This window comes from Holdemania sp. Marseille-P2844 (assembly GCF_900120005.1).
In the GTDB taxonomy this organism is placed as follows: domain Bacteria; phylum Bacillota_I; class Bacilli_A; order Erysipelotrichales; family Erysipelotrichaceae; genus Holdemania.
In genome coordinates this window covers 55,107-72,347 of the sequence record NZ_LT635449.1, presented here as the reverse complement: position 1 = coordinate 72,347, position 17,241 = coordinate 55,107, and the positions used below count along the sequence as shown (strand labels likewise).

Sequence of the window (17,241 nt, the reverse complement as noted above, 5' to 3'; positions counted from 1 at the left end):
GATACCATGTCGATCGAACACTGCATACTGCCTGAGCATTACCGCTCGCTGCTTAACCAGAAAGAAACCCAGATGGCGATCAAGCTTGTCAAGGATACCTTTGAACGCAAGCTGGCGGACAACCTGCGCCTGATCCGCGTCAGCGCCCCGCTGTTTGTTGAAGCCGCCAGCGGTCTTAACGACAACCTCAACGGCGTGGAGCGCCCGGTCCACTTTGACGTCAAGGAAACGCAGACGGAAGCGGAAATCGTTCATTCGCTGGCGAAATGGAAACGGCTGGCGTTAAAACAATATGACTTTGGTCCCGGCGAGGGCTTATATACCGATATGAACGCGATTCGCCGCGACGAAGATCTGGACAATCTGCATTCGATTTACGTCGATCAGTGGGATTGGGAAAAAATCATCCTGCGGCCTCAGCGGACGCTGGAGCAGCTGGAAGAAACCGTCCGCCTGATCGTGCGCAGCTTAAAGGAAACCGACGAGGTGCTGTGCGCCAATGTGCCGCAGATCACGCCGATCATTGAAGAAAAAGTCAAGTTTATTACCGCGCAGGAACTGTTGGACCGCTATCCGTCGTTGACGGCGAAGCAGCGGGAAGACGCGGTCACGAAAGAATACGGCACGGTCTTTATTGAACAGATCGGCGGACTGCTGAGCAATGGTCAGCCGCATGACGGGCGGGCGCCGGACTATGACGACTGGCAGCTCAACGGCGACTTGCTGATCTGGGACGCCGTTTTGAATAGGGCGATGGAAATCTCATCCATGGGCATCCGTGTCGATGAGGCCAGCATGATCGATCAGTTGAACAAGGCCGGCTGTCCCGAACGCTCGGTGCTGCCGTTTCACCGCGCGTTATTGGCGGGGGATCTGCCGTTAACGATGGGCGGCGGCATCGGTCAGAGCCGGATCTGTATGCTTCTTTTGCATAAGGCGCACATCGGCGAAGTCCAGGCTTCGCTGTGGCCGCCGATCATGCGCAAGCTGTGCCACGATAACGGAATCGAGCTGCTTTAATAAAGCCGCGGCCATTCAATTCAATTACAACACAAGGAAGGAACCCTATGGAAATTTTTAATCTTATTTTACTCCTGTTTTTTGCCGGTGCGTGCGTCTGGCTGATCCGGATTCTGCTGCGGCAGAAGAAAGCGATTCAGATTTACTGCTGCTTCTGGACGGCGTCGCGGATTATGATCCTGATCGCCGCTTCACTTTGCTTTCTGCCGTTTCTGGCGCTGGACTTCAGTCCGATGACGGTGCTGCGCTCGGTCTTAATGGCGGTGGTCATCATCATGTTCGCGCTGATCAGCGACGGCTTAGGCAGCGACGGCTTCATGTATATGGGCAGCGCGGTGCCGTTTGACGCGATTACTGAATATGATGTGAAGGAAGTCAAGAATAAATGCAAGGTTGTGATGACGGTCAAGGAAGTGGACAAGAAGGGCAAAACCTCGTTGACACAGCTGACGTTTGACTTTAAGAAAGAACAGAAGGACGAGGTCGCCAATCGTTTAAAAGCGGCGATCGGCAAAAAATACCGCCGGATGAAGCTGGAGCGTTAAGGCTCTTGCTTCTTTTTTTCTGTGGGTATTGCGGCTCTGTCGTCTGAGCTTTCCGGCTTCGATATTTTCATCCTTATATTATAAGACAGCGAAATATTATAAGACAGCTTACCCTGCGGCAGACAAAGCCGTCTCCGCCGGCAGCATCGCGGTAGCCTCCAACCACAGTACGTTTCTTTCGATGACGCTGGAAAAGGGAAAGATCAACGCCAGCTTTGCCGACGCTGAGGCAGCAGCGCCCCGAAGCTTGCCTCAATTTTAGGTAAAATCTCAACAAAACCGAAGAAAAAGCCTTTTTTTGCCTGCGTGTTTATGGTATTATATCCGCGTGAAAGGTGACTGGTGAGCAATGACAACGATGAGCATTTCCATGGAGGATACTTTTCATAAAAATCAAAATTAAGCATGGGTGTTTTGCACCTGTGTTTTCTTTTTGACGTCTTGGTGATTTTGTATAATCGTGGGAATAAGGCTCACAAGTTTCTACCTTGCTGCCGTAAACGGCAAGACTACAAAACGAAGACTTTTTTGTTTTTGTTTTGTAGACATTGGAGGTTCTCTGATGTCTTTTTCTATTTCTAAATTCAAGGAGGAGTATGAAAATGGAAGAAAAAGCAGTAGTTGGGATCGTCATGGGTTCAATGAGCGATTATGAGGGAAACGTTTCATTCACCTGTGAAACACTGGAATCCTTCGGTATTCCGTATGAAAAGATCGTGCTGAGTGCGCACCGCACACCGGATGAAACGATCGAATATGCAAAAACGGCATATGACCGCGGATTAAAGGTGATCATCGCGGCTGCCGGAGGCGCGGCGCACCTGGCGGGTGTGATCGCCGGCTGCTCAACACTGCCGGTAATCGGCATCCCGATGAAGACCAGTACGCTCGATGGTCTGGACAGCCTGCTTTCCATCGTTCAGATGCCGGCCGGGGTTCCAGTAGCGACTGTTGCGATCGGCAAGGCCGGATGCAAAAACGCGGCTGTGCTGGCGGCGACGATGCTGGGGGCGTTTGATCCGGAAATGCACAAGAAGATCGAAGCGCACAAAGCGGACATGAAGAAAAACGTCTTAGAAAATATGAAATTCTAGAAATGGAGAATACCATGAGTTTGATAAACAAGCGCATCTTTGTAGAAAAGAAAGACCGCTTCCGCACGGAGGCCCAGGATCTGTATAACGAATTAAAGGAAAATCTGCAGCTGAGCGCCGAAGGTCTGCGGCTGTTCAACATTTACGATATCTTCGATATTGACAGCGAAGATTATGAAAAGGCTAAGAAAACCGTCTTTACCGAGGTCATGACCGACACGCTTTACGAAACACTGGATTGTCAGGGCAAGACGGTCGTCGTCTGGGAAACTCTGCCGGGTCAATATGATCAGCGCGCCGACAGCGCGATGCAGTGCATCAAGCTGCTCAATCCCGCTTCCGCCTGCCGGATTACGACCGGAAAGCTGATGATGCTGGAAGGGGAGGTCGACGGCGAAATGCTGAAGAAAATCGAAGCCTACGTCATCAATCCGATCGAATCCCGTGTCAAGGATCTGTCCCGCCTGGCGGTCGATCAGAATGTCGACGTCAAGCCGTTGGAACAATTCCCGCATTTCATTGAGATGGACGCCGCACAGATTCAGGCGTTTGTGAAAGAACACGGCTTAGCGATGAGCGAAGCTGATCTGGCGTTGGTTCAGCGCTATTTCCTCGAAGAAGAAAAGCGAAATCCGACGGAAACAGAAATCCGCGTGCTCGATACCTATTGGTCCGATCATTGCCGGCATACGACGTTTGAAACCTGCTTGAAGAACGTGACGATCACGACCGACCGCTTTGGCGAGCAGATTCAGCAGGCCTATGACCGCTATCTGCAGCTGCGGCATGGGTGCAATCGGGATGAGAAGCCGCAGACGTTAATGGACATGGCGACGATCAACGCGCGCGACCTGCGCCGTCAGGGAAAATCGCCGGAGGTTGAGGTCAGCGAGGAAATCAATGCCTGCAGCGTTTTTATCGACGTCGATCACGACGGTCAGACTGAAAAATGGCTGCTGATGTTCAAGAATGAAACACATAACCACCCGACTGAGATCGAACCATTCGGCGGTGCTTCCACCTGCATCGGCGGGGCAATCCGCGATCCATTAAGCGGACGCAGCTACGTCTATCAGGCGATGCGCGTCAGCGGCTGCGGCAATATTTTAGAGAAACTGGAAGACACGATTCCGGGCAAGCTGCCGCAGAAAGTGATCTCCAAGAAAGCGACGCACGGCAATTCTTCATACGGCAACCAGATCGGTCTGCCGACGACGCATGTCCGTGAAATCATCCATCCGAGCTATGTCGCCAAGCACATGGAAGTCGGCGCGGTCGTCGGGGCGGCGAAGGCGGAAAACGTTGTGCGCCAGTCTCCGGAAGCAGGCGACGTCGTCATTCTGTTGGGCGGCAAGACCGGCCGCGACGGCATCGGCGGGGCGACCGGGTCCTCGAAGGAACACAATTTAAAATCCTTAGAAGTCTGCGCCAGCGAAGTCCAGAAGGGCAACGCTCCGGAAGAACGCAAGATCCAGCGGCTGTTCCGCAATCCGCAATGCACCCGTCTGATCAAGAAATGCAACGACTTCGGCGCCGGCGGCGTCTGTGTTGCGATCGGCGAACTGGCTGACGGATTGGAAATCCATCTCGATCAGGTCCGCACGAAATATGCCGGCTTAAACGCAACGGAAATTGCGATCAGCGAAAGTCAGGAACGGATGGCCGTTGTCGTCCGGGCGGCGGATGAAGCGAAGTTCATTCAGCTGGCCGCGGAAGAAAATCTCGAAGCTTACCGTGTGGCGGAAGTCACCGATACCGCCCGTTTAGTCATGAAGATGAACGATCAGACGGTCGTCGATCTGGCACGCCGGTTTATCGACACCAGCGGCGTGCGTCAGGAAGCCGACGTGGAGATTGCCACGCTGGAAGGCGCCAATCCATTTGGCTGTGATAAGCCGTTAACCAAAGAGGCAATCCTGGCGACAATGGCGGAACCGAACGTCTGCTGCCAGAAGGGCTTGGGCGAAATGTTTGACGCGTCGATCGGCTCGACGACGGTCTTAATGCCTTACGGCGGCAAGACGCAGCTGACGCCGGCTCAGGCGTCTGTTCAGAAGCTGCCGGTTCTGGACGGCAAGACGACGACCTGCAGCGTGCTGACCTACGGCTTTAATCCGCGAATCATGGAATACTCGACCTATGTCGGAGCGATGGACAGCGTGCTGGAATCCATGGCCAAAACGGTGGCCTGCGGCGGCGATTGGGAACGGATCCATTTCTCGTTCCAGGAATATTTTGAACGGCTGAATCAGGATCCGCAGCGCTGGGGTAAGGTGACTGAAGCGCTGCTGGGCGCAATGCAGGTGCAGGACTATTTCCAGAAGGCCGCGATCGGCGGCAAGGACAGCATGTCCGGCACGTTTAACGACAAGCACGTCGTGCCGACGTTGATTTCCTTTGCCTGCAGCGATGCGAAGACAAACAATATCATTACCCCGCAGCTGAAAACTCCGGGCAACCGTCTGGTTGTCTTCAAGCCACAGATCAGCGAGGAGGGACTGCCGGAGCTGTCCAGCTATAAGACGATGTTTGCGGCGGTCAGCGAAGGGATCCGTCAGGGCACGATCGTTTCCGCCTATGTCGGGGAAGAAGGCGGCGCGCTGGCAGCCTTGTTCAAGATGAGCTTCGGCAACCGCCTGGGCTTTGCCATCGAGGGCGGTCAGGAGCTTCTGCAGCTGCAGCCGGGATTGATCGTCGCGGAAGTTACGCCGCAGTTTGCGGATGAGCGCGCGGCGGTGATCGGTGAAGTGAAGGCCGAGCCGCAATACCTCATCAATGAATTGAAGCTGAGCCAGGACGAAGTGCTGGCCGCCTGGATGGGGACGCTCGGTTCGCTCTATCCGGTTTACAGCAAGGGCGAAGCGCAGACGCTGCCGATCCGCGATCAAAAGCGTAAGCAGGATTACCTCTGCCGCCAATCCAGCGCGGAGGTCCGCGTCCTGATTCCGGTTTTTCCGGGCAGCAACTGCGAATACGACACCCGCCGGGCGTTTGAGGAAGAAGGCGCGAAGGTTACGATCTTTGTGTTCCGCAATCAGAACGAACAGGCGATCTTCGATTCCATCGATCAGATGGCCGCGCTGCTGGACAACAGTCACATCCTGGCGATTCCGGGCGGCTTCTCCGCCGGCGACGAGCCTGACGGTTCGGCGAAGTTTATCGTCAACATCCTGCAGAATGAGAAGATCAAAGCGGCGGTAACCCGCCTGCTGGACCGTGATGGTCTGATCTTAGGCATCTGCAACGGCTTCCAGGCGCTGATCAAATCCGGACTGCTGCCGTATGGCGAAATCCGCACGCTGGACGAAACCAGTCCGACGCTGACCCGCAACCACATCAACCGGCATATCTCCAGCGTCGTCAGAACCCGCGTCGCCAGCACCTGCTCCCCATGGCTGCAGGGCCTGGAATGCGGCGAAGTCTATTCGATACCGGTGAGCCACGGCGAGGGCCGGCTGGTCGCGGATGAGGCGATGATCGAGCAGCTGTTTGCCAACGGTCAGGTCGCGTTCCAGTATTGCGATGAAACCGGCACGCCGACGATGGATCCGACAGCCAACCTCAATGGTTCCGACTGGGCGATCGAGGGTCTGGTTTCCCCGGATGGCAAGGTTTTGGGAAAAATGGGTCATTCCGAGCGTTACTTCACGGATGTCTTTAAAAATATTGACGGAGAAAAGAAACAGAATATTTTCGCCAACGGGGTAAATTACATCCGGGGCAAGGGAGGAAAAGCATGAGCACACAGTACGAAAAGGCCGGGGTATCCCTGGAAGCAGGGTATGAATCAGTACGGCTGATTAAGAAACACATTGAGAAAACCCGCCGCTTCGGCATGATGGGCGGCATCGGCAGCTTCGGCGGCATGTTTGATTTAAGCGCGCTGAACATGAAGGAACCGGTGCTGGTCAGCGGTACCGACGGCGTCGGCACCAAGCTGAAGCTGGCCTTTATGATGGATAAACACGACACGGTCGGACAGGACGTCGTCGCAATGTGCGTCAACGACATCATCGCGCAGGGCGCCGAACCGTTATTCTTCCTCGATTACATCGCGGTGGGTAAAAACCATCCGGAGAAAATCGAGCAGATCGTCAAGGGTGTAGCCGAGGGCTGCGTGCTGGCCAACTGCGCGTTAGTCGGCGGGGAAACGGCGGAGATGCCGGATATGTATGATGAAGAGGATTACGATATCGCGGGCTTTACGGTCGGTGCGGTGGAAAAATCCAAAATGATCACCGGAGAGAAAACCAAAGCGGGCGATGTGGTGATCGGTCTGGCTTCCAGCGGCGTGCACTCCAACGGCTTCTCGTTAGTCCGCAAGATTGTTCTGAAAGATAACCACCTTGATTTGAACACGAAGTTTGACGAATTGCAGGACTCCCTGGGAAATACGCTGCTGACGCCGACACGGATTTACGTCCGTCCGGTGCTGGAGGTGCTGAAGCAGGTCGATGTCCACGGCGTCGCGCACATCACCGGCGGCGGATTTTACGAGAACATGCCGCGCTGCCTGAACCCGGGCTTAGGCATTGAGATTCATCGCGGCACGTGGGAAGTGCTGCCGATCTTCCATGTTCTGCAGCAGCTTTCCGGCATGGAAGAAAAAGAAATGTACAACGTCTTCAACATGGGGATCGGCATGATTCTGGTCGTCGATCTGGCAGATGCGGACGCGGCGTTGGAAATCTTAAAAGCTCAGGGTGAAAAGGCCACGGTCATCGGTGTGGTGACCGATCAAGAAGGGATTGACATTCAATGAAGCGCATCGCCGTCTTCGCTTCCGGCACCGGCACGAACTTTGAAGCGATCGCCGACGCGATCGAAGCCGGTCAGCTGAACGCGGAAATCACGTTGGTCGTCGTCGATAAGCCAAATGCGCCGGTCATTGAAAAAGCGCAGAATCGCGGCATTGACGTGTTCGCGTTTAATCCGAAGGACTATCCGTCCAAGCCGGATTACGAACGTGAGATCATCGCCCGCTGTCAGGCTCACGGCGTGGAGTGGATCGCGCTGGCCGGGTATATGCGGCTGTTGTCGCCGGTGATGCTGGAAGCGTATGATCAGCGGATTGTGAATATCCATCCCTCGCTCTTGCCGGCGTTTAAAGGCAAGGACGCGATCGGGCAGGCGATTGAATACGGCGTTAAGGTGATGGGCGTGACGATCCATTATGTCGACGCGTCGATGGACGGGGGACGGATCATCGCTCAGCGTGCCTTCGCGGTGCAGCCGCAGTGGAGCAAGGAAGAAATTGAAGCGCAGGTGCATGCGATCGAGCATGTCCTGTATCCGGAAACGTTAAAAACGCTGGTGGAGGAATAAAGAAGCTATGGCAAAAGTATTGGTGATTGGCGGCGGCGGGCGCGAACATGCGCTGGCCTGGAAATTCGCGCAGAGCCCGCAGGTGGAAAAAGTCTATGCGGCGCCGGGAAATCCCGGCATGGCGGCGGTAGCCGAATGCGTAGCCATTGGTGTGCTGGAATTTGACAAGCTGATCGCGTTTGTTAAAGAAAAGGCGATCGACCTGACGTTCGTCGGCCCGGAAGTTCCGCTCTGCGAAGGAATTCAGGACGCGTTTGCGGCCGCGGGGCTGGCTGTGTTTGGGCCAAGCAAGGCGGCGGCCCGGCTGGAAGGCAGTAAGGTGTTTTCCAAAGCAATGATGCATAAATACAACATCCCGACCGCGGCGTATGCCAGCTTTTCCGATTATGAAGAAGCGAAAACGTATTTAGAGAAGCAGCCGGTTCCGGTTGTTTTAAAGGCGGACGGCCTGGCTGCGGGCAAGGGCGTCATCATCGCCCAGACGCAGGAACAGGCCCAGGCCGCGCTGAAAGAAATGATGTGCGAGGGTCTGTTCGATCAGGCCGGATCTTCGGTGGTCATTGAGGAATACTTAGAAGGCGAGGAGTTCTCGCAGTTGGCGTTTGTCAACGGGACGACCGTGATCCCGATGGAGATCGCGCAGGATCACAAGCGGGCTTTCGACCATGACGAAGGCCTCAATACCGGCGGCATGGGCGCTTACACGCCGGTGTCGCATTTATCCCGGGAAGTCGTGAGGGAAGCGATCGACAAGATCGTCCGGCCGATGGCTGCGGCGATGGTGGCGGAAGGCTGTCCGTTCACCGGAATTCTCTACGCCGGCTGCATGGCAACCGCGCGCGGGGTGAAGACGATCGAATACAATGTGCGCTTCGGCGATCCGGAAACGGAAGTGCTGATGATCGCGCTGCAGGACGACCTGTATGAAATCTGCACGCAGGTGCTGAAGCATCAGGAAATGCCGCTGCATTGGTCATCGGAACCAGTCCTGGGCGTCGTTCTGGCCAGCCAGGGCTATCCGGAAAGCTCGACCAAAGGCGCGCTGATCCGGAATCTGGAAACGGTAAACACAACGGTGTTCCACATGGGAACAGCGGAAAAGGACGGTCAGCTGGTTACCGCCGGGGGCCGCGTCTTGTTTGTCGCCGCCCAGAGGCCGACGCTGAAGGAAGCGCAGGCCGCGGCGTATGCCGAGATCGCGAAAATCGACTGCGACGCGCTGTTTTATCGTCATGATATTGGCGCGCGGGGACTGGCGGATTAGTTGACAGAGCCCGCTCTTTGCGGTAAACTAGCGATACGGATAGGAGGGTGTCATGACGAAACCCAAGAAAACATTTCAGAAAATCTTGGTGATCGGCCTGGTCAGCTTCATCTGTCTGATGATGATCCTGAATACCATCCTGATGTTCTAATCGTTAAGGACAGTCAATCAGGTCGCTCATAAAAGGCTGCGCGGTGAAAGCCCGGGCGGGAATAGAAGCTAACAATGAATCAGGAAGCGGAAGGACAATGCGGAACTTCCGCTTTTCTCTATCGTATCCCCCGACAGGAATCTGGATAAGGAGAGGGAGACGACGGAATGCAAGAGTTTGATAAGGGGGAAGCAAGGTATGGATCAAACAAAAAAAGAGGCGCTGACATCTTCGCTGGCGGTGTTTCCCGGCTATCTGGTCGTCGGCATCGCGTTCGGGCTGCTCGCTCAGCAACATCAGATCGGCTGGGGCTGGGCGCTGATGATGAGCGTACTGGTGTATGCCGGTTCGATGCAGTTTGTCGGAATTCAGCTGCTCGCGCAGGCGGCCAGTCCGCTGCAGGTCATCCTGATGACGCTGGCGGTGAATCTGCGGCATCTGTTTTACGGTTTTTCGTTTCTGCGGGAGTTCGGCGAACAGGGAGTGCGCCGCTTGTATCTGATCTTCGGACTGACGGATGAAACGTATGGTTTGTTATGTCAGAAGAAGCTGGAGAACAAAGCGGAGCCGCAGCGGCTGTATTTCTGGATTACGCTTCTGGATCAGCTGTGGTGGATTCTCGGCACGCTGATCGGCGCGGCTGCCGGGGCCGTCATTCCCTTTGATACGACCGGGATTGATTTTGCGATGACGGCGCTGTTTTTTGTCACCTGTCTGGATCAGCTGAAATCAGCGGTCACTCCGATTCCGACGCTGGTGGGTTTGATCAGCGCAGTCGCGGCGCTGGTCCTGTTCGGCGCGGACGGGATGATTCTGCCGGCGCTGGTGATGATTGCCGCAGGTCTGCTCGGCCTGCGCCCGGTTTTGGAAAGAAGGGGGCTGAAGGCATGAATTCGTCAATGTTTTTAGCGATTCTGTTGATGGCGGGGGTGACGTTTCTTACGCGCTGGCTGCCGTTTGCGGCGTTTCGACCCGGGCAGCCGATCCCGAAGACCATCGCATACCTGGGGCAGGTGCTGCCGTTAGCGATGATGGCGATGCTGGTGGTGTACGGTCTGCGCTCTACGGACTGGCTGGGATCCAATCACGGCCTGCCGGAGCTTTTGGCGCTGGCGGTGACCGGCGTTATTCATGGCTGGAAGCGCAACAGTCTGCTCAGCATCGGCTGCGGCACGCTGTTCTATATGGTTCTTGTCCAGCAGATTTTCCGGTAGTCTGTAAAAAGAGGGACGCGGAAATCGAGGGAACAGGGCTTGAAAATTTTCCATTCAAGCCCTGGTGAAAATCTGGTATAATGGGAATACTCAAAAAGGGAAAGGAACTCAGTTATGGAATATTTGAAACTTATCGGCATTCTGATCATCGTAGTCGGATTTGCCTTAAAATGGGACGTCATTGCGGTCGTCCTGATTTCCGGTCTGGTCACCGGTCTGGTGTCCGGCCTGAACTTTATTCAGATTCTGGAGATTATGGGCAAGGCGTTTGTCGATAACCGCCTGATGTCGATCTTTTTGATCAGCTTTCCAGCGATCGCGCTGATTGAGCGCTACGGCATGAAAGAGCGCGCGGCGGAATTGATCGGCAAGATCAAAAATGCGACGGCAGGCAAGGTCTTATCCATCTATATGGTCGTGCGGATTCTGGCTTCGGCGATGTCGATCCGGCTGGGCGGCCACGTGCAGTTTGTGCGTCCGCTGATCCTGCCGATGAGCGAGGCGGCTGGGGAAACGTCGATTAAAAAACCGCTGAACGAAAAACAGAGCGAGCGGATTAAAGGCTTGGCGGCCGCGGTTGAAAACTACGGCAACTTCTTCGGTCAGAATATCTTTTTAGGCAACAGCGGCGTGCTGTTGATCCAGGGGACGCTGGCGGCGGCCGGTTATGAGGTCACGCTCGGCTCAATCGCGCAGGCGTCGATTCCGGTCGGCATCATTGTGACGATCTTTACGATCATTCAGGTTCTGTTAGCGGACCGCAAGCTGAAAAAGGAGGCGCAGGCGTAATGGATTTAAAAACACTGTTAAACTGGGGCAGCGAGATTGTGTTCTGCCTGTGCGGTCTGGTCAGCTTCAACGCGGCCTGGCGCGGTCTTCAGAATGAAAAATGCCGGATCGGCACGTTTGTGTTCTGGACGATTCTCGGATTGATCTTTATTTTAGGCCCGTATATTCCGTATGCGCTGACCGGTGCGCTGCTTCTGGTGCTGGGCTGCCTGACGGCGACCAAGCAGGTGCAGATGGGCAAGTTTGTGCCGTCGGAGGCGTCGTTCCGCAAGGCGCAGGCGGACAAGCTGGGTAATAAGATTTTCCTGCCGGCGATCACGATCGGCGTTGTCGCCCTGGCTTTGTCAATGCTGAAATTTTCAGATAAGACGCCGGTGATTACTTTTCCATTGTTATTGGGCTTGATTCCCGCGGCTGTGTTTGTGATCTTGGCGGCTGCGAAAGGAATCCAGGCGAGAAAGCTGACGCCTGAGGAAAAGAAACGCGCCCAGCGGCAAGCGGTACAATGGGCCATCGCGGGTGGTATCTTAGCGGTGATCACGGTGATTTTAGCGCAGCTGAAGTTTAAAGTGGCCGAGGGCGGCGTGACTTTCCCGTCAGCGCTGGCAATCGGTCTGGCTTCGATCCTGGCGTACTTGATCGGCGTGGCGATCACCCGGCCGAAGTTTGCGGAAACGCGTGACGATACGGCGCGGTTATTGATGACGGTCGGCGCGGCGAGCCTGCTGCCGCAGCTGTTAGGGGCATTGGGATCCGTCTTTACGGAGGCTGGCGTCGGAGCGGTGATTTCCAGCATTATGGCGAACGTCGTGCCGCAGGGCAGCGTGGTATTGGGCGTGATCGTTTATGTCGCCGGGATGGTTCTGTTTACGATGGTTATGGGCAACGCGTTTGCGGCGTTCTCCGTCATCACCGTGGGGATTGGTGTTCCGTTTGTGATCCTGCAGGGTGGAGATCCGGCAATCGTCGGCGCACTGGGAATGACGGCCGGTTTCTGCGGCACCCTGATGACACCGATGGCGGCGAACTTCAATATTGTGCCGGCGGCGGTACTCGAAACGAAAAACAAATACACGGTGATCAAGGCGCAGCTGCCGATGGCGCTGATCATGATCGTCGTTCACGTCGTGCTGATGCTCGTATTGGCTTTCTAAGCTTAATAAATTAAGATCAGGGGAAAGGGCGCAAGCGGATTCCCCTGGTCCGCGGATAAATAAAAAGGAGGACGTTGTGATGAAAATATTAGTGACAGGTTTTGATCCGTTTGGCGGTGAGAAAATCAATCCGGCCATTGAGTCGGTAAAACGGCTGCCGGAGGTTATCGGCGGTGCGCAGATCGTCAAGCTGGAAATCCCAACGGTTGTTCATCAATCGCTGGCCGTGATCCGGGAAGCAATCCGGAAGGAAGACCCGGATATGATTCTTTCGATCGGTCAGGCCGGCGGCCGGCCGGATATCACAGTGGAGCGAGTCGGTATTAATGTCGACGACTGCCGGATCGCGGATAACGCGGGCAATCAGCCGGTGGACGAACCGATTTATCCGGAGGGCCCGGACGCGTATTTTGTTACGCTGCCGATCAAGGCGATGGTCAAGGCGATGCAGGAAGCTGGGATTCCGGCTTCCGTATCCAACAGCGCCGGGACGTTTGTCTGCAACCATGTGACCTATGGCGTGCGTTATCTGATCGAGACGGAATTTCCGGGCAAACGCTCCGGTTTCATTCACATTCCGTATCTGCCATCGCAGGCGGCGACGAAAAAAGGCATGCCGTCGATGGAGCTGGATACGATTGTGAAGGGTCTGACCGTGGCGATCGAAGCGATGATCGAGCATCAGGAAGATGTGAAGATCACCGGCGGAACGATCTGTTAAAAAAGAAGCAGCGGGGGCAGAAACATGAAAATCGCGTTAGGACAAATCAACGTTAAGCAGGGCCAGCCGACGGAAAATCTGGCGGCCATGCGTGAAATGATCGCACAGGCGAAAGCGGAGAAGGCAGATTTGATCGTCTTTCCGGAGATGGCGCTGAGCGGCTACTGTCTGCAGGACAAATGGCTGGATCAGGATTGGTGCGCGTATCTGGAAAGTCTGAACGACGAGCTTCTGGCGTTGTCGCAGGGGATCGGGATCCTCTATGGCAATCTGGGAACCCGGCCGATCGGTCAGGCCCAGCGTGGGCGCGACGGACGCCCGGTGCGCTACAATGCCGCTTACTTCTGCGCTGACGGTCAGTGGGTGAAACGGGAAAACAGCAGTCTGGATGGGATGTATATCAAGCATCTCAATCCAGATTACCGGGTGTTCGACGATTCCCGTTATTTCCTGTCCGGAATGGAAATCGCAATGCGGAATCAAACGCCGGTTGAGGAAGGGCTGCGGCCGTTTCTGTTTGAGAAAGACGGTCAGACCTGGCGGATCGGCGTTGAGATTTGCGAGGATCTGTGGAGCGAGGATTACGCGCTGGATGTGACGGATGCTTATTTAAAGCAGGACGTCGATCTGATCGTGAATCTGTCCTGTTCCCCCTGGACGCTGAATAAAGAACGCTCGCGGGATAAACGGGTGCGCCAGCATGCCGCTTTGGCGCAGGGAGCCTTTGTGCCGCTGGTTTATGTCAATGCCTGCGGGATGCAGAACAATGGCAAAAATGTAATGGTGTTTGACGGCGACAGCACGATTTATGATGAACAGGGCGAACGCCAGCTTTCGCTGAACGATCAGTTTGAGCCGGAGTGCCGGATCGTCGATCTGCATGAGCGCGGAGTTCTTACGCGCCAGCCGGAAACCAAGCTGATGCGCGCGTTGGTCAGCGCGATCCGGGAGTTTGACAAGCAGATGTTTTCACCGAAGATGAAATGGATCGTCGGTTTGTCCGGCGGGCTTGACAGCAGCATCACTTCGGCGCTTCTGGTTTACGCGCTGGGCGCTCAGCGGGTTGTCGGCTACAACATGGCCAGCCGGTATAACAGCCTGACGACGAAAAACAACGCGAAGGCGCTGGCGGAACGCCTGGGGATTTTGATCCGCGAGGGTAGCATTGAAAAGATCGTCGACGCGACGGTCGATACGCTGCAGGATTATGGCTATCCGCAGGCGGAAGGGCTGGCGCTGGAAAATATTCAGGCCCGGCTGCGCGGTCATTTGTTGTCAAGCTTTGCTTCGATGGAAGGCGGCGTGATCGTCAACAATGGCAATAAGGTGGAAGCGGCGCTGGGGTACTGCACGCTGTATGGCGACGCGATCGGCGCGCTGTCGCCGATTGCCGACTGTACGAAGGTCCAGCTGTTTGACCTGGCGAAGCAGATTAACGCGGCGTTTGGCCGCGAGATCATTCCGGCCAACCTGCTTCCGGAAATGGACGGCGACCGCCTGATCTGGGAATTCCCGCCGTCAGCTGAGCTGAAAGATGATCAGCGCGATCCGATGAAGTGGTTTTATCATGATTGGTTGATTAACCAGCTGACGGAGTATCCGGGCGGCCGGGTTGAGGAAATCATGGACGACTATTTGCAGGGGCGGCTGCAGACCAGCGAGATCGGACAGTGGCTGCGATACTATGGGCTGGACGAGCCGGAAGCTTTTATTCAGGATCTGGAATGGGTGCTGCGCACAATGCAGGGCGCGGTGTTCAAACGAATCCAGTTCCCGCCGCTAATTTTGATCAGCCGCGGCGCGTTTGGTAACGATGTGCGCGAGGCGCAGATGCGCCCGGAAGCAACGAAACGCTACCGTCAGCTGCGTGAACAGATTCTGGCCATGCCAAAGCCGTGTTAATGAATTAGGCGCATACTCGAATTGAAAAGAAAACGCTGAGGCGAACAGGAATACTCCTGTACGGCTTCAGCGTTTTTCTGTTATTGTGTGTTCGGATCAGTGTTTCCGATCGGCGCTCAAGTCGATCATGTCGGCATAGACCGGTGTCGGCAAGCCGAATCCGCCATGCACCGCCATGACCTGACCGGTCGTGTAGGCCGCATCGTCGCTGGCGAAATAAACCACGGCTGCTGCGATTTCTTCCGGTTTGCCCATGCGCTGGATCGGCGTATGCCGCAGGAAGAAGTCCTGGAATTCTTTAGACATGTTGTTCATCACCGCATCGGTTGCGGTCTGGCCCGGGCAGACGACGTTGACGCGGATGTTGCTGCGGGCGGTCTGCACGGCGATATTTTTTGATAAGTAGATGATTGCGTCCTTGCTGACGGCATAACCAATCCGCGCGATATCAGGCGTCAGTCCGCCGATGGAGCTGATGTTGACAATGCTGCCGCCGCCTTGTTTCTTCATGTGCGGAATGACCGCCTGGCTGCTGACGAAAACGCTGGCCAGATTGATATCGACCGTGGCCTGGAAATCCTCCCAGCGCGTGTGTTCAATGTCTAAATCTGTCTTGGGATCGGAGGTGCCGAAATTGTTGACCAGCACGTCGATCCGGCCCTCCAGCTTGAAGACTTCTTCGATCATCGTGCGGTAGGATTCTAAATCGGTCGCGTCGTTATAAACAGTGCGGACGCGGTAACCCATCGCATTCAATTCCTCAGCCCGCTGGCTGGCCCGTTCCAAATTCCGCGCGGCCATGTAAACGATTGCGCCTTCCTTTGCGCATGCCTGTACCGTCGCTAAGCCGATGCCCCGCGTCGAAGCGGTAACCAATACTACTTTGTCTTTTAATCGCATAGTTTTCTCCTTGATGTAATGGTTTAATTATAAACGCGAAGACTGGAAAAAAATATCGAAATGACCGGCCTGTCGTTAGAAAAGAAAACAAACAGAGGCAAAAAGCGGCGGGAAGAATTGAAAAAACAGGGCGAAATCAGAGAATATCCCAAGTTCGTCCTGTTTGTACGGGTTAAACTTCGTTTGCTTATCGGATGGATGCGTCGTAAATAGTCTGGATCGATTCCTGCAGCAGCGCATTGAATTCATCGTCAGTCTGCTGCGCCTTAAGCCCTTCGGTCAACGCGCGGGAGAAGCTGGCGATTAAGCCTGGATTGCGCGCCAGTTTTTCGTTGGCTTCCTTGCGGGAGTAGCCGCCGGATAACGCGACGACACGGACGACATGCGGATCGTTCATCAGATCACTGTAGAAACCATCAACTGTCGGAATCGAAAGCTTAAACATCAAACGAACATTGTCCTTCAACGTTTTCAGATGACGTTCAATTTCCGCTTTCAGCAGGATTTCGCATTTTTCCTTGTCCGGCAGGGTGATGTCGACTTCCGGCTCCAAAATCGGAACGAAGCCGGCTTTTGCGATTTCAAGACCGATTTCAAATTGTTGATCGACAATCGCGCGGATGCCGTCCGGATTTGCACCTTTGATCACGGAGCGCATCTTTGTGCCGAAGATATGCCGCTGACCTGCTCTCTCCAGCAATTCCTTCAGATTGCCGATCGGCTTCATCAGCTGAACGTCGTTCTCTAACGGGGCCAGGCCTTTGTCAACCTTGAGAATCGGAAGAATGCCTTTCTTTTCCCACAGATAGTCGGCGGTGTACTGGCCTTCAATCTGACGGTCCATCGTCATTTCAAACAGGATGGCTGCCAGGATATGCTCGCTGGTGAAAGCCGGACTGGTGATGATTCGTGAGCGCATCTGATGGATCAGATCGAACATCGCTTCCTCGCCGTTGTACTGATCTTCCTCGATTCCATACAGCCGAAGAGCTTTCGGCGTACTTCCTCCACTTTGGTCCAGAGCGGCGATAAAGCCTTTGGCGGAATGCATTCGGTTCAGTTGTTCTTGATTCATGCGAAACCCTCCTTTTCTCTTGCCCGGGATGAATCAGTTCATCTCTAAGTTCATGATAGCACTTTCTTTGTGAAAATACCATGCCCG

The 17,241-nt window shown here is 54.9% G+C and carries 16 protein-coding genes and 1 riboswitch; of the genes, 13 read left to right on the top strand and 3 right to left on the bottom strand.

All coding sequences use genetic code 11. From position 1 onward, the window contains the following. Nucleotides 1-6: 6 nt before the first annotated feature. Complete coding sequence (gene asnA, locus BQ7364_RS03050; protein WP_072683351.1) at nucleotides 7-1,020, top strand: aspartate--ammonia ligase; 1,014 nt, start codon at nucleotides 7-9, stop codon at nucleotides 1,018-1,020. A gap of 47 nt (nucleotides 1,021-1,067) precedes the next feature. Continuing rightward, nucleotides 1,068-1,565, top strand: a complete 498-nt coding sequence (locus BQ7364_RS03045) for a hypothetical protein (RefSeq protein ID WP_072683350.1) — start codon at nucleotides 1,068-1,070, stop codon at nucleotides 1,563-1,565. A gap of 203 nt (nucleotides 1,566-1,768) precedes the next feature. Here BQ7364_RS03045 and BQ7364_RS17640 read toward each other — a convergent pair whose 3' ends face one another. Further along, entirely contained in the window at nucleotides 1,769-1,972 is a 204-nt protein-coding gene (locus BQ7364_RS17640) for a hypothetical protein (RefSeq protein ID WP_139248538.1), read from the bottom strand. Between the two features lie 23 nt (nucleotides 1,973-1,995). Then, nucleotides 1,996-2,097: riboswitch (purine riboswitch) on the top strand. A gap of 64 nt (nucleotides 2,098-2,161) precedes the next feature. On the opposite strand from BQ7364_RS17640, the gene purE reads away from it, so the two are divergent. The 11 genes from purE to nadE all read left to right on the top strand — a co-directional run bounded on the left by purE (nucleotide 2,162) and on the right by nadE (nucleotide 15,179). Beyond that, nucleotides 2,162-2,659, top strand: coding sequence for a 5-(carboxyamino)imidazole ribonucleotide mutase (purE, locus tag BQ7364_RS03035; protein WP_006060424.1), 498 nt, complete (start codon nucleotides 2,162-2,164; stop codon nucleotides 2,657-2,659). Nucleotides 2,660-2,673: 14 nt separating this feature from the next. After that, on the top strand, nucleotides 2,674-6,399 hold the full coding sequence (locus BQ7364_RS03030; protein WP_234973141.1) for a phosphoribosylformylglycinamidine synthase: 3,726 nt from the start codon (nucleotides 2,674-2,676) through the stop codon (nucleotides 6,397-6,399). Continuing rightward, a complete protein-coding gene (gene purM / locus BQ7364_RS03025; protein ID WP_072683348.1) occupies nucleotides 6,396-7,421 on the top strand; it encodes a phosphoribosylformylglycinamidine cyclo-ligase in 1,026 nt (341 codons plus the stop codon). The genes BQ7364_RS03030 and purM overlap by 4 nt, the downstream gene beginning before the upstream one ends. Then, nucleotides 7,418-7,984 (top strand): phosphoribosylglycinamide formyltransferase, encoded by a 567-nt coding sequence (gene purN / locus BQ7364_RS03020; protein WP_072683347.1) that lies wholly within the window; start codon nucleotides 7,418-7,420, stop codon nucleotides 7,982-7,984. Before purM ends, purN begins: the two co-directional genes overlap by 4 nt. A 7-nt stretch (nucleotides 7,985-7,991) precedes the next feature. Further along, nucleotides 7,992-9,248, top strand: coding sequence for a phosphoribosylamine--glycine ligase (gene purD / locus BQ7364_RS03015; RefSeq protein ID WP_072683346.1), 1,257 nt, complete (start codon nucleotides 7,992-7,994; stop codon nucleotides 9,246-9,248). 349 nt (nucleotides 9,249-9,597) lie between these two features. Further along, nucleotides 9,598-10,290 carry an AzlC family ABC transporter permease gene (locus BQ7364_RS03010; protein WP_072683345.1) on the top strand — a complete coding sequence of 231 codons (693 nt, stop codon included), beginning with the start codon at nucleotides 9,598-9,600 and terminating at the stop codon, nucleotides 10,288-10,290. Continuing rightward, the gene (locus tag BQ7364_RS03005; protein WP_072683344.1) at nucleotides 10,287-10,613 is read left to right on the top strand and encodes a branched-chain amino acid transporter permease; all 327 of its coding nucleotides are present in this window, start codon (nucleotides 10,287-10,289) and stop codon (nucleotides 10,611-10,613) included. The genes BQ7364_RS03010 and BQ7364_RS03005 overlap by 4 nt, the downstream gene beginning before the upstream one ends. A 114-nt stretch (nucleotides 10,614-10,727) precedes the next feature. Further along, nucleotides 10,728-11,402 (top strand): DUF969 domain-containing protein, encoded by a 675-nt coding sequence (locus BQ7364_RS03000; protein ID WP_072683343.1) that lies wholly within the window; start codon nucleotides 10,728-10,730, stop codon nucleotides 11,400-11,402. After that, a complete protein-coding gene (locus BQ7364_RS02995) occupies nucleotides 11,402-12,556 on the top strand; it encodes a DUF979 domain-containing protein (protein ID WP_072683342.1) in 1,155 nt (384 codons plus the stop codon). Before BQ7364_RS03000 ends, BQ7364_RS02995 begins: the two co-directional genes overlap by 1 nt. Nucleotides 12,557-12,635: 79 nt before the next feature. Next, nucleotides 12,636-13,277, top strand: coding sequence for a pyroglutamyl-peptidase I (gene pcp, locus BQ7364_RS02990; protein WP_072683341.1), 642 nt, complete (start codon nucleotides 12,636-12,638; stop codon nucleotides 13,275-13,277). A 24-nt stretch (nucleotides 13,278-13,301) separates the two neighbouring features. Then, the gene (gene nadE / locus BQ7364_RS02985) at nucleotides 13,302-15,179 is read left to right on the top strand and encodes an NAD(+) synthase (RefSeq protein ID WP_072683340.1); all 1,878 of its coding nucleotides are present in this window, start codon (nucleotides 13,302-13,304) and stop codon (nucleotides 15,177-15,179) included. A gap of 96 nt (nucleotides 15,180-15,275) precedes the next feature. On the opposite strand, the gene BQ7364_RS02980 is transcribed toward nadE, so the two are convergent. Both BQ7364_RS02980 and BQ7364_RS02975 read right to left on the bottom strand, forming a co-directional pair. Then, a complete protein-coding gene (locus BQ7364_RS02980; RefSeq protein ID WP_072683339.1) occupies nucleotides 15,276-16,079 on the bottom strand; it encodes a 7alpha-hydroxysteroid dehydrogenase in 804 nt (267 codons plus the stop codon). 187 nt (nucleotides 16,080-16,266) lie between these two features. Further along, nucleotides 16,267-17,154 (bottom strand): fructose bisphosphate aldolase, encoded by an 888-nt coding sequence (locus BQ7364_RS02975; protein WP_072683338.1) that lies wholly within the window; start codon nucleotides 17,152-17,154, stop codon nucleotides 16,267-16,269. Nucleotides 17,155-17,241: the final 87 nt, after the last annotated feature.

Coding starts and splice junctions, on each gene's coding strand:
- purE (WP_006060424.1), top strand. CDS start 2,162: ATGAAAATGGAAGAAAAAGCAGTAGTTGGGATCGTCATGGGTTCAATG.
- nadE (WP_072683340.1), top strand. CDS start 13,302: ATGAAAATCGCGTTAGGACAAATCAACGTTAAGCAGGGCCAGCCGACG.
- BQ7364_RS03010 (WP_072683345.1), top strand. CDS start 9,598: ATGGATCAAACAAAAAAAGAGGCGCTGACATCTTCGCTGGCGGTGTTT.
- BQ7364_RS03000 (WP_072683343.1), top strand. CDS start 10,728: ATGGAATATTTGAAACTTATCGGCATTCTGATCATCGTAGTCGGATTT.
- pcp (WP_072683341.1), top strand. CDS start 12,636: ATGAAAATATTAGTGACAGGTTTTGATCCGTTTGGCGGTGAGAAAATC.
- BQ7364_RS17640 (WP_139248538.1), bottom strand. CDS start 1,972: ATGCTTAATTTTGATTTTTATGAAAAGTATCCTCCATGGAAATGCTCA.
- BQ7364_RS03030 (WP_234973141.1), top strand. CDS start 2,674: ATGAGTTTGATAAACAAGCGCATCTTTGTAGAAAAGAAAGACCGCTTC.
- purM (WP_072683348.1), top strand. CDS start 6,396: ATGAGCACACAGTACGAAAAGGCCGGGGTATCCCTGGAAGCAGGGTAT.
- purN (WP_072683347.1), top strand. CDS start 7,418: ATGAAGCGCATCGCCGTCTTCGCTTCCGGCACCGGCACGAACTTTGAA.
- BQ7364_RS02975 (WP_072683338.1), bottom strand. CDS start 17,154: ATGAATCAAGAACAACTGAACCGAATGCATTCCGCCAAAGGCTTTATC.
- BQ7364_RS02995 (WP_072683342.1), top strand. CDS start 11,402: ATGGATTTAAAAACACTGTTAAACTGGGGCAGCGAGATTGTGTTCTGC.
- purD (WP_072683346.1), top strand. CDS start 7,992: ATGGCAAAAGTATTGGTGATTGGCGGCGGCGGGCGCGAACATGCGCTG.
- asnA (WP_072683351.1), top strand. CDS start 7: ATGTCGATCGAACACTGCATACTGCCTGAGCATTACCGCTCGCTGCTT.
- BQ7364_RS03045 (WP_072683350.1), top strand. CDS start 1,068: ATGGAAATTTTTAATCTTATTTTACTCCTGTTTTTTGCCGGTGCGTGC.
- BQ7364_RS02980 (WP_072683339.1), bottom strand. CDS start 16,079: ATGCGATTAAAAGACAAAGTAGTATTGGTTACCGCTTCGACGCGGGGC.
- BQ7364_RS03005 (WP_072683344.1), top strand. CDS start 10,287: ATGAATTCGTCAATGTTTTTAGCGATTCTGTTGATGGCGGGGGTGACG.